The organism is Mesorhizobium sp. M7A.F.Ca.ET.027.03.2.1, assembly GCF_003999175.1.
In the GTDB taxonomy this organism is placed as follows: Bacteria; Pseudomonadota; Alphaproteobacteria; order Rhizobiales; family Rhizobiaceae; genus Mesorhizobium.
This window is the reverse complement of sequence record NZ_RZOM01000078.1, coordinates 1-10,828: the sequence shown is the minus strand read 5'-3', so window position 1 is coordinate 10,828 and position 10,828 is coordinate 1. Positions and strand designations below refer to the sequence as shown.

The 10,828-nt window shown below is 62.0% G+C and carries 13 protein-coding genes; 11 read left to right on the top strand and 2 right to left on the bottom strand.

The window, feature by feature from the left end:
- Nucleotides 1–1,339, bottom strand: a 1,339-nt coding sequence (locus tag EN750_RS05890; RefSeq protein WP_127395870.1) for a metallopeptidase TldD-related protein, incomplete at its 3' end; no start/stop codon positions are given.
- 154 nt (nt 1,340–1,493) lie between these two features.
- Nucleotides 1,494–2,048, bottom strand: a complete 555-nt coding sequence (locus EN750_RS05885) for an invasion associated locus B family protein (RefSeq protein ID WP_013532781.1) — start codon at nt 2,046–2,048, stop codon at nt 1,494–1,496.
- A 259-nt stretch (nt 2,049–2,307) separates the two neighbouring features.
- Here EN750_RS05885 and coxB point away from each other — a divergent pair, with 259 nt between their 5' ends.
- From coxB to EN750_RS05830, 11 genes are all read left to right on the top strand, one after another.
- Complete coding sequence (gene coxB, locus EN750_RS05880) at nt 2,308–3,324, top strand: cytochrome c oxidase subunit II (RefSeq protein ID WP_164873885.1); 1,017 nt, start codon at nt 2,308–2,310, stop codon at nt 3,322–3,324.
- Between the two features lie 38 nt (nt 3,325–3,362).
- Complete coding sequence (ctaD, locus tag EN750_RS05875) at nt 3,363–5,015, top strand: cytochrome c oxidase subunit I (protein WP_023808611.1); 1,653 nt, start codon at nt 3,363–3,365, stop codon at nt 5,013–5,015.
- A 75-nt stretch (nt 5,016–5,090) separates the two neighbouring features.
- Nucleotides 5,091–6,035 carry a heme o synthase gene (locus EN750_RS05870; protein ID WP_127320379.1) on the top strand — a complete coding sequence of 315 codons (945 nt, stop codon included), beginning with the start codon at nt 5,091–5,093 and terminating at the stop codon, nt 6,033–6,035.
- Between the two features lie 2 nt (nt 6,036–6,037).
- Entirely contained in the window at nt 6,038–6,196 is a 159-nt protein-coding gene (locus tag EN750_RS05865) for a hypothetical protein (RefSeq protein WP_013532777.1), read from the top strand.
- Nucleotides 6,196–6,828 (top strand): cytochrome c oxidase assembly protein, encoded by a 633-nt coding sequence (locus EN750_RS05860; RefSeq protein WP_127395869.1) that lies wholly within the window; start codon nt 6,196–6,198, stop codon nt 6,826–6,828. Before EN750_RS05865 ends, EN750_RS05860 begins: the two co-directional genes overlap by 1 nt.
- 1 nt (nt 6,829) lies before the next feature.
- Nucleotides 6,830–7,711 carry a cytochrome c oxidase subunit 3 gene (locus tag EN750_RS05855; RefSeq protein ID WP_127270321.1) on the top strand — a complete coding sequence of 294 codons (882 nt, stop codon included), beginning with the start codon at nt 6,830–6,832 and terminating at the stop codon, nt 7,709–7,711.
- Nucleotides 7,712–7,839: 128 nt separating this feature from the next.
- Nucleotides 7,840–8,295, top strand: coding sequence for a L,D-transpeptidase family protein (locus tag EN750_RS05850; RefSeq protein WP_127395868.1), 456 nt, complete (start codon nt 7,840–7,842; stop codon nt 8,293–8,295).
- A gap of 56 nt (nt 8,296–8,351) precedes the next feature.
- Nucleotides 8,352–8,756: a DUF983 domain-containing protein gene (locus EN750_RS05845; protein ID WP_127395867.1), complete on the top strand. Its 405-nt coding sequence runs from the start codon at nt 8,352–8,354 to the stop codon at nt 8,754–8,756.
- Entirely contained in the window at nt 8,753–9,508 is a 756-nt protein-coding gene (locus tag EN750_RS05840) for an SURF1 family protein (RefSeq protein WP_164761698.1), read from the top strand. Before EN750_RS05845 ends, EN750_RS05840 begins: the two co-directional genes overlap by 4 nt.
- Nucleotides 9,509–9,596: 88 nt before the next feature.
- Entirely contained in the window at nt 9,597–10,607 is a 1,011-nt protein-coding gene (gene ispH / locus EN750_RS05835) for a 4-hydroxy-3-methylbut-2-enyl diphosphate reductase (RefSeq protein ID WP_023808604.1), read from the top strand.
- A gap of 5 nt (nt 10,608–10,612) precedes the next feature.
- Nucleotides 10,613–10,828 (top strand): phosphotransferase (locus EN750_RS05830; RefSeq protein ID WP_348629581.1); only part of this gene is annotated, 216 nt, incomplete at its 3' end.

The following is a 10,828-nucleotide window of genomic DNA, read 5'->3' as shown; positions in this document are numbered from 1 at the left end:
GTCCGGCCTTGCCGCACATGCCGATGCCGGTGTCGAGCTTCATGTCGTTGCCGATCATCGAGACGCGGTGCATGGCGTCCGGACCGTTGCCGATCAGCATCGCGCCCTTGATCGGCTGCGTCACCTTGCCGTTCTCGATCATGTAGGCCTCGGTGCAGCCGAACACGAATTTGCCCGAGGTGATATCGACCTGACCGCCGCCGAAGGAGACGGCATAGATGCCGTTCTTGACCGAGGCGATGATTTCGTCCGGCTCCATGTCGCCAGATGTCATATAGGTGTTGGTCATGCGCGGCATCGGCTGGTGGGCATAGCCTTCGCGGCGGCCGTTGCCGGTCGCCTTCATGCCCATCAGCCGGGCATTCTGGCGATCCTGCATGTAGCCGACCAGCTTGCCATCCTCGATCAGCACATTGCGGGCCGAAGGTGTGCCTTCATCGTCGACGGTCAGCGAGCCGCGCCGTTCGGGCATCGTGCCGTCGTCGACGACGGTGACCCCCTTGGCGGCGACCTGCTGGCCAAGCAGGCCGGCGAAGGCCGAGGTCTTCTTGCGGTTGAAATCGCCTTCCAACCCATGGCCGACGGCCTCGTGCAGCATGACGCCCGGCCAGCCGCTGGACAAGACGATGTCGAAAGTGCCGGCCGGGGCCGGTATGGCCTCGAGATTGACCAGAGCTTGCCTGAGCGCCTCCTTGGCGGCGTGCTTCCAGCTGTCCTCGACCAGGAATTCGCCAAACGCCTTGCGGCCACCCATGCCGTAGGAGCCGCTCTCCTGGCGGTCGCCATCGCCGACCACAACGGAGACGTTGATGCGGACCAGCGGGCGGATATCGCGCACCATTTGGCCATCGGCGCGCACGATCTCGACATGCTGCCAGGATGCGGCGAGCGATGCCGAAACCTGCCGCACGCGCGGATCCTCGGCGCGCAGCCAGGCGTCGATTTCCTGCAAGAGCTTTGCCTTGGCCTCGAAGGAGGGCGAGGGGATCGGGTTCTCTTCGCCATAGAGATGGCGGTTGGTGCGGGCCGGTGCGGCGGCAAGCGTGCCGGAATAACCGCCCTTGACGGTTGAAACGGCATCGGCCGCGCGCAGCAGCGAGGCTTCGGAGAGGTCGCTGGAATGCGCATAGCCGCTGGCTTCGCCGGCAACCGCACGCAGGCCAAACCCCTGGTCGGTGTTGAAGTTGGCGGTCTTCAGGCGGCCATTGTCGAACATCAGCGCTTCGCTCTCGCTGTATTCGAGGAACAACTCACCGTCATCGGCGCCGTTGATGGTCTCGGCGACGATCTGATTGATGCGATCGTCTGAAATGTCGAATTGGCCGATCAGGCTGTTCATGGCGCATCCGTTCACAGGAGGAATGGGTCTTTGCCACGATGTAGGCGCGAAGGCACGCCGAGACAATCGCTCTGCCGCATTGTAACGACAAAAGCGGTTTGCCAGCAGCCCGTCGAAGTCACTTCTGGTTGAAGCCGGTGATGTCGCCGGGCTTTCAGGGGAGGGCGGCGAAGCCGTCGGCAAAGCCCTTGAGGTCGACCGGGATGCCGATACCTTCTTCCGGGGTCTGGAAAACGATGAAGGTGGCCGACGTGCCGGTCTTCAGCGTGTCGAGAAGCGGCTTCTCGAGGATCACCTCGGCATAGCAGCCGTCCTGAAAGCAGCGCACGAAATAGGCGCGGCCGATGTCCTTGCCGTCGACATTGAGGCCGAGCCCGTTGGGCAAAAGCACGCCGAGCGGCGCCAGCACGCGCAGGATCTCCGCCTTGTTGTCGGCGGTGCGCAGCACCACGACCGACAGTCCCATCTCCGGACGGTCCTCGGCGACGACGTTCTGCATCATCACGCATTGTTCCGAGGTGGCACCGGCCGGCGTGTCGCAGATGATCGACCATGCGCCATGTGTCGAGCGCACGGTGCCGCTCGGCTGCGCGGCGTTCGCCGTGCCGGACACGATCGCGGACAAGCCGATGCCAGACAGGGCGGCGAAAAAGATGACCTTCGCCCAGTTTCTCGAAAACCGAGAGTTTCTCGAAAGCCAGTAATTCATGACGGCTCCATTGCGAATCACGGCACTTTAAGCCGCGCCAAAGCCAAGTAAAGGACGAGACCGCACCAGGTCTGCCCCGAAAAAGCCAATTGGGCGCTTTTCCCTGCCAATTTCGCCCGAATTGCGACGTTCGGCACCTGCGGCCCGCGGGAATGCTGCTGCGGGCTCACTGTAGGCGATTCGGTGCTGCCGCGGCTGCCTCCAAAGGCATATCCGGGCTTGCGCGCAAAAATGCCGCACGGTTTCGTCCGCTCCTTTCTTGCGGAGGGAAAAAGAGTATGGTTTGAACCACCTTGAAACTGTCGGGATTCCCGTCCCGGCATTGTTCGTTATTCTCGTGGGTACCGCAGCGAGGAACTGGGAGACGATGAGGGCGATGAGAAATTTCCTGGCAAACGCCAAGGTTCCAGCAAGTGCCAAGTTTCTAAGTGCTTGTGCCGCTGTCACGTTTTTCGCCGGCGCATCCGCCCATGCCGACCAGCCCAAGAACTGGGAGACAACCTTCCAGGCGCCGGCGACTGACATGATGCGGCAGATCGAGTGGTTCGGGAACTACACGATGTGGTTCATCGTTCCGATCACCATCCTGGTGCTGCTTCTCCTCGCTTATTGCATCGTCAGATTCCGTGCGAGCGCGAACCCGGTTCCGTCCAAGACCAGCCACAACACGCTGATCGAGGTGATCTGGACTGTCGGTCCGGTCGTCATCCTGCTTTGCCTGGCAATTCCCTCGTTCCAGCTGCTGACCGCGCAATACACGCCGCCGGAAGAAGCGAAGCTGACCGTCAAGGCGACCGGTAACCAGTGGAACTGGGACTACGAGTACCAGACCGAAAACACGCTCTCCTTCAATTCCGCGATCCTTCAGGACACCGACCGCGCCGCCGCCGGCAAGGAGGACCGCAAGGTTTATCCGCGCCTGCTCGCGGTCGACAATGAACTGGTGGTGCCGGTCAACACCATGACCCGCGTGCTCGTCACCGCGACCGACGTGATCCACTCCTTTGCCATGCCGTCGTTCGGCATCAAGATCGATGCCATTCCGGGCCGCACCAACGAGACCTGGTTCAAGGCGGAGAAGGAAGGTATTTTTTACGGCCAGTGCTCGCAGCTCTGCGGCAAGGACCATGCCTTCATGCCGATCGCCATCCGCGTCGTCTCCGATGCGCAGTTCAAGACCTGGCTGGCGGCAGCCAAGACCGATCTGCCCGGCGCCAACAAGACGCTGATGGCCGAGGTCGACGGCCAGAACAAGGTAGCGGCCGCCGGCAACTGATGCCGCGGGTTAGCAAGATTTAGGGAACGGAGCGGAACATGGCAGACGCTGCAGCTCACGACGGGCACGACCACAAGCCTTATCACGGCTGGGTCCGCTGGGTTTATTCGACCAACCACAAGGACATCGGCACGCTCTACCTGATCTTCGCGATCATGGCCGGCATCATCGGCGGTGCCTTGTCTGTCGCCATCCGCATGGAGTTGCAGGAGCCTGGCATCCAGATCTTCAGCGGTCTGGCGCAGATGGTCTACGGCATGAACGGTGACGCCGCGATCGACGGCGGCAAGAGCATGTACAATGCCTTCGCCACCGCGCACGCCCTGATCATGATCTTCTTCATGGTCATGCCGGCGCTGATCGGCGGCTTCGCCAACTGGATGGTTCCGATCATGATCGGCGCGCCCGACATGGCGTTCCCGCGCATGAACAACATCTCCTTCTGGCTGCTGCCGCCGGCCTTCATCCTGCTTCTCACCTCGATGTTCGTGCCGAGCGCGCCGGGCGCCTTTGGCGTCGGTGGCGGCTGGACGCTCTATCCGCCGCTTTCGACCTCGGGCCAGCCCGGGCCGGCCATGGATCTGGCGATCCTGTCGATCCACATTGCCGGTGCGTCGTCGATCCTCGGCGCCATCAACTTCATCACCACGATCTTCAACATGCGCGCGCCTGGCATGACGCTGCACAAGATGCCGCTGTTTGCCTGGTCGGTGCTGATCACCGCCTTCCTGCTCCTGCTGTCGTTGCCGGTCCTGGCCGGCGGCATCACCATGCTGCTCACCGACCGCAATTTCGGTACCACCTTCTTTGCGCCCGACGGCGGCGGCGACCCGATCCTGTTCCAGCACCTGTTCTGGTTCTTCGGTCACCCTGAAGTGTACATCCTGATCCTGCCGGGCTTCGGCATCATCAGTCACGTCATCTCGACCTTCTCGAGGAAGCCGGTGTTCGGCTATCTCGGCATGGCCTATGCCATGGTGGCGATCGGCGCCGTCGGCTTCATCGTGTGGGCGCACCACATGTACACGACCGGCCTGTCGCTCGACACGCAGCGCTATTTCGTCTTCGCCACCATGGTCATCGCGGTGCCGACAGGCGTGAAGATCTTCTCCTGGATCGCGACGATGTGGGGCGGGTCGATTTCGTTCAAGACGCCGATGCTGTGGGCGCTGGGCTTCATCTTCCTGTTCACCATCGGCGGCGTCACCGGCGTCCAGCTGGCCAATGCCGGCCTCGACCGCTCGTTGCATGACACCTATTTCGTCATTGCCCACTTCCACTACGTGCTGTCACTGGGCGCGGTGTTCGCCATCTTCGCCGGCTGGTACTACTGGTTCCCGAAGATGACCGGCTACATGTATTCGCCCGTCATCGCCAACACGCATTTCTGGGTCACCTTCGTCGGCGTGAACCTGATCTTCTTCCCGCAGCACTTCCTCGGTCTCGCCGGCATGCCGCGCCGCACCATCGACTACCCCGATGCGTTCGCCGGCTGGAATTATGTGTCGTCCATCGGCTCGTATATCTCGGCCATCGGCGTCCTGATCTTCCTCTATGGTGTGTTCGAGGCCTTCCAGAAGAAGCGGATCGCCGGCGCCAACCCATGGGGCGAGGGCGCAACGACGCTCGAATGGCAGCTGCCTTCGCCGCCGCCCTTCCACCAGTGGGAACAGCTGCCGAAAATCAAGTAAGGCGGCTGCCCGCTCGAATACGAAACCGCCGGTCCGCCGGCGGTTTTGGCCAACGGATGATGGACTTAAGTACGCATGGCCCTTGTCGACGACCCATTGATTGACGAAGCGGGCTTTCGCATGTCGGAAGCGACGGCGGGCGATTTCTTCGCGCTGCTGAAGCCGCGCGTCATGTCGCTGGTGGTGTTCACCGCCTTTGTCGGCCTTGTCGCCGCACCCGTGACCATCAACCCTCTGCTGGCGGTGATCGCCATCCTGGCTATTGCAATAGGTGCTGGTGCCTCCGGCGCGCTCAACATGTGGTACGATGCCGACATCGATGCCGTGATGACCAGGACCGCCAACCGCCCAGTCCCCGCCGGTCGCATCCAGCCGCACGAAGCCCTGACCTTCGGGCTGGTGCTGTCGGTGCTGTCTGTGATGACGCTCGGCGTGCTGGTCAACTGGCTGGCGGCGACGCTGCTCGCCTTCACCATCTTTTTCTACGCCGTCGTCTACACGATGTGGCTGAAGCGCTGGACGCCGCAGAACATCGTCATCGGCGGGGCCGCCGGTGCCATTCCGCCCGTGATCGGCTGGGCCGCGGTGACCGGGACAGTCAGCCTCGAAAGCATTGTCTTGTTCCTGATCATCTTCCTGTGGACGCCGCCGCATTTCTGGGCGCTGGCGCTGTTCAAGTCCGAGGACTATGCCAAGGCCGGCATTCCGATGATGCCCAACGTCGCCGGCCACGCTTCGACCCGCCGCCAGATCTTCGCCTATGCGCTGGTGCTGGCCCCGGTCGGCGTGCTGCCGTGGCTGCTTGGCTACACCACGCCGTTCTATGGCGTGGCCGCCCTGCTTCTGGGAGTCGGTTTTGTCTGGTACGCGTGGAAAGTGCTTGGCATGGCCGACGATGACCGCGTCATGAAACCGGCCAAGGCCCTGTTCGCCTATTCGCTGCTTTATCTCTTCGCCATCTTCGCTGCCTATCTGGCCGACAGCGTTGTCGAACGCGCGCTTGCCATGGGTGGAGCATGACCATGATCGAGGAAAAGCTCGAGACCGTCACGTTGACCGAGCGTCAGAAGAAGGCGCAGCGCAGCCGTTCTATCGCCATCGGTGTGGCGCTGGCGCTGCTGGTGGTCATTTTCTACATCGCGACGATCGTGAAGTTCGGCCACAATCTGGGCACGATGTGATGAGCGTCGAGACCTCCAAAAAAGCGGCTGGCAAGAACGGCAACGTCATCGTCGCGGCTGTCTGCCTCGCCTTTTTTACCGGCATGATCGGCATGGCCTATGCCGCGGTCCCGCTCTATAAGATGTTTTGCCAGGCGACCGGCTATGGCGGCACGACGCAACGTGCCGAGAAGCAGTATGCCGGCCGCGTGCTCGATCGCGAGATCACCGTCCGCTTCGATGCCAACATCGCTGGCGTGCCGTGGGAGTTCCAGCCGGTCCAGCGCTCGATGACGATGAAGATCGGCGAGACCGTGCAGGCGCACTATCAGGCGACCAACAAGTTCGATCGTCCCGTGACCGGCCGCGCCACCTTCAACGTGCAGCCTGAACTGGCGGGTCCCTATTTCAACAAGGTCGAGTGCTTCTGCTTCACCGACACGACGCTGAAGCCCGGCGAGACACTGGACATGCCGGTCCTGTTCTACGTGGACCCCGACATCGTCAATGTGCCGGAACTGAAGGACGTGAAGACGATCACGCTGTCCTATACGATGTTCCCGGTCGAGAAGGCCAAGCCGGTCGCCTCCTCGGAGCCGGCCAAGGGCAATAGCAAGACAATTTCGAATACCGAAGCAAATCTCGGGGGTTGATATGGCAGACGCGCACGCAAAACCACAGCATGACTATCACCTCGTTGACCCGAGCCCGTGGCCTTTCCTGGGGTCGGTAGGCGCACTTGTCGCCGCCTTTGGCGGCGTCTGCCTGATGGAATACCTGAAGGGCGGCTCGTTCCCGATCTTCGGCTTCAACATCGCCAATCCGTGGCTGTTCTTCATCGGTCTCGTGATCATCCTCTACACCATGTTCGCCTGGTGGTCGGACACGATCAAGGAGGCGCATGAGGGCCATCACACGCGTGTCGTGTCGCTGCATCTGCGCTACGGCATGATCATGTTCATCGCCTCGGAGGTAATGTTCTTCGTTGCCTGGTTCTGGGCCTATTTCGATGCCAGCCTGTTTCCGAGCGAAGTCCAGCAATATGCCCGCACCGCGTTTACCGGTGGTGTCTGGCCGCCGAAGGGCATGGAAGTTCTCGACCCCTTCCATTTGCCGCTCTACAACACCGTCATCCTGCTGCTGTCCGGCACCACGGTGACCTGGGCGCACCATTCGCTCATCCATGGCGATCGCAAGGGGCTGATCAACGGCCTGGTGCTGACTGTTGGCCTCGGCATGCTGTTCACCATGGTGCAGGCTTACGAGTACATGCATGCTCCGTTCGCCTTCAAGGATTCCATCTATGGCGCCACTTTCTTCATGGCGACCGGCTTCCACGGTTTCCACGTCATCATCGGCACCATCTTCCTGTTGGTCTGCCTGATCCGGGCGATGAAGGGTGATTTCACCCCCAAGCAACATTTCGGCTTCGAGGCGGCCGCCTGGTACTGGCACTTCGTCGACGTGGTCTGGCTGTTCCTGTTCGCCTCGATCTACGTCTGGGGATCGGTCGGCGCGGTGATCGAGGGCCACTGATCCTGGCCTGAGGAATTTCCGTTTGGGGAGGGGCGGCCGCGGCAATGTGGCCGCCTTCTCTTTTTGGCGCAATGATCGCTGATCGATAGCCAACGCGGCTGACAATTTTCCGGGCCATTTGCGCATTGATGATCGCGGCACTCCCGGCCTTTGCCGGCGAGAAGGTGGATCTGGTGCGTGTCCACAAAGCCGAACGCCGGCTGGAACTCATCGGCGACGGCAAGATCCTGCGCAGCTACGGCATCGCACTCGGCGGCGATCCTGTCGGGCATAAGCACCAGGAGGGCGATCAACGCACGCCCGAGGGGAACTATGTCCTCGACTGGCGCAACCCGAACAGCATCGCGCACAGATCGATCCATATTTCGTACCCCAACACCGACGATCTGGCGGCCGCCAGGGCGCGCAATGTCGACGCGGGCGGCATGATCATGATCCACGGCCAGCCAAACGGTTATGGCTGGTGGGGCTGGCTGCTTCAATTGGTCGACTGGACCGACGGCTGCATTGCGGTTACGGACTCCGATATGGACGAAATCTGGGCGATGGTGGCCGATGGCACACCGATCGAGATCGAGCGGTAGGCAATGAGTGGCAATATGAACTGGTTGCCGGTCGATCTGAAATCGAGCGGTAAGCAATGAGCGACGACTCTTCCAAGAGTGAAGATAGGGCGATCTGGCCGCCGATCGATCCGATCTCGGCCGGCCTGCATGGCCGTTGCCCGCGCTGCGGCGAGGGGCGGCTATTTTCCGGCTTCCTCACCGTCGGCAAGCGATGCGTCAATTGCGGCCTCGATTATTCCTACGCTGATGCCGGCGACGGGCCGGCGGTGTTCGTGATCCTGATCATCGGCTTTATCATCGTCGGCCTGGCGCTCTGGGTAGAAGTCACGCTCAGCCCGCCGCTCTGGCTGCATCTGCTGGTCTGGATTCCGCTGGCTGTTGTGCTGTGCTTGACGGCGCTGCGGCTGATCAAGGGCGTGCTGCTGACGCTGCAATACCGCAACCAAGCGGCCGAGGGCCGGCTGGATCGCGGCGAATGAGCGAGGCTTCCCTTAGAACTGACGGTCGTTCGCGGCCGCGATCGGCATTGCTGCTCGGCCTTGGCCTTGTGCTGTTCCTGATCCTGCTGGTGCTCGGCACCTGGCAGATGCAGCGCCTGTATTGGAAGGAAGGCCTTCTGCAGACCATCGACCAGCGCACCCATTCGGCGCCGTTGCCGTTGGTTGCGGTCGAGAAAGAGTTCGCCGCCACCGGGGATGTCGATTATACGCCTGTCACCGTCACCGGCACGTTCCTGCATCAAGGCGAACGCCATTTCTACGCGACCTGGGAAGGTGATGCCGGCTTCAATGTCTACACGCCGCTGGCGCTCGACGACGGCCGCTTCGTCCTGATCAATCGGGGCTTCGTGCCTTACGATCTGAAGGATGCCGCCAAGCGCGCCAAGGGACAGGTGGCTGGCAGAGTGACGGTCACGGGGCTGGCCCGCAACCCGCTGCCGGGCAAGCCGTCGATGATGCTTCCCGACAACGACGTGGCGAAGAACATCTTCTACTGGAAGGACCGCGACGTGATGGCTGCAAGCGCCGGTCTGCCGGCGGGCGCCGCGCTGGTGCCGATCTTCATCGACGCAGACAAGACGCCAAACCCAGGCGGCTTGCCGGTTGGCGGCGTCACCATCATCGATCTCCCGAACAGCCATCTCCAATATGCGATGACTTGGTACGGGCTTGCCGCGGCGCTCGCAGCCGTGCTCATCCTGCGGCTTCGCCGTCCCGCGAAAGACGAATGAACGCGGCTGATGCCCCCTTTCAACCGATGCCCTTGACAGGGCAGGGGTGCGCACTTCATTTCGGCTTTGATCAACCGGCCCGGATTTAATGCTTCAGACAACCACTAAACCACCTCTGACGATCCGGCTCTGCCAGCCGCGCGGTTTCTGCGCCGGTGTCGACCGTGCCATCCAGATCGTCGTGCTGGCGCTGAAGAAATATGGCGCGCCGGTCTATGTCCGCCATGAGATCGTGCACAACCGCTACGTCGTCGAGGGGCTGCAAAGCCTTGGCGCCGTCTTCATCGAGGAACTCTCCGAGATACCGGCCGAACATCGGCAGTCGCCCGTCGTGTTCTCGGCGCATGGCGTGCCGAAATCGGTGCCGGCGGATGCGAAGGCGCGCAATCTCTTCTATCTCGATGCCACCTGCCCGCTGGTGTCGAAGGTCCACAAGCAGGCGATGCGCCATCAGCGGCTCGGCCGCCATGTGCTGTTGATTGGTCACGCCGGTCATCCCGAAGTGATCGGCACCATGGGCCAACTGCCGGACGGAGCGGTGACGCTGATCGAAACCGAAGCCGATGCCGCAAAGCTCTCGCCCGCCGATCCGCAGGCGCTCGGCTTCGTTACCCAGACCACATTGTCTGTCGAGGACACCGCCGGCATCATCCGCGCCTTGCAGGATCGCTTTCCGGCGCTGCAGGCACCAGCGGCGGAATCGATCTGCTATGCCACCACCAACCGCCAGGAAGCAGTCAAGGACACCGCGCCGGGTGCCGATCTCTATCTGATCGTCGGCGCGCCGAATTCCTCCAATTCGCGACGACTTGTCGAAGTCGCGGAGCGTGCAGGCGCCACCATGTCGCTTCTCGTGCAGCGCGCCGCCGAGATTCCGTGGAATGACATCGGCAACATCTCGACGCTTGGCCTGTCGGCCGGCGCATCGGCGCCCGAAATCATCGTCGACGAGATCATCGACGCGTTCCGGCAACGCTTCGATGTCACGATCGACCTGGCCATCACGGCCACGGAAACGGAGGATTTTCCGGTCATGCGGGTATTGCGCGATGTCGAACTGACGCGGGCCGACATGGCCTTCGTCAATGGAGCCGCGTAAGCCACATGGCGGTATACACCGACGTTGCGGAAGGCGAACTCGGCGCATTCCTGAAGCACTATCCGGTCGGCGATCTCCTGTCCTACAAGGGCATCGCCGAAGGCACCGAGAACTCGAACTTTCTGCTGCACACCTCCAGCGGCTCCTACATCCTGACGCTCTATGAGAAGCGCGTCGAGAAGGCGGATTTGCCGTTTTTCCTCGGGCTGATGGGCCATCTC

Coding starts and splice junctions, on each gene's coding strand:
- ctaD (WP_023808611.1), top strand. CDS start 3,363: ATGGCAGACGCTGCAGCTCACGACGGGCACGACCACAAGCCTTATCAC.
- EN750_RS05855 (WP_127270321.1), top strand. CDS start 6,830: ATGGCAGACGCGCACGCAAAACCACAGCATGACTATCACCTCGTTGAC.
- EN750_RS05850 (WP_127395868.1), top strand. CDS start 7,840: ATGATCGCGGCACTCCCGGCCTTTGCCGGCGAGAAGGTGGATCTGGTG.
- ispH (WP_023808604.1), top strand. CDS start 9,597: ATGCTTCAGACAACCACTAAACCACCTCTGACGATCCGGCTCTGCCAG.
- EN750_RS05870 (WP_127320379.1), top strand. CDS start 5,091: ATGGCCCTTGTCGACGACCCATTGATTGACGAAGCGGGCTTTCGCATG.
- EN750_RS05860 (WP_127395869.1), top strand. CDS start 6,196: ATGAGCGTCGAGACCTCCAAAAAAGCGGCTGGCAAGAACGGCAACGTC.
- EN750_RS05845 (WP_127395867.1), top strand. CDS start 8,352: ATGAGCGACGACTCTTCCAAGAGTGAAGATAGGGCGATCTGGCCGCCG.
- EN750_RS05885 (WP_013532781.1), bottom strand. CDS start 2,048: ATGAATTACTGGCTTTCGAGAAACTCTCGGTTTTCGAGAAACTGGGCG.
- EN750_RS05840 (WP_164761698.1), top strand. CDS start 8,753: ATGAGCGAGGCTTCCCTTAGAACTGACGGTCGTTCGCGGCCGCGATCG.
- EN750_RS05865 (WP_013532777.1), top strand. CDS start 6,038: ATGATCGAGGAAAAGCTCGAGACCGTCACGTTGACCGAGCGTCAGAAG.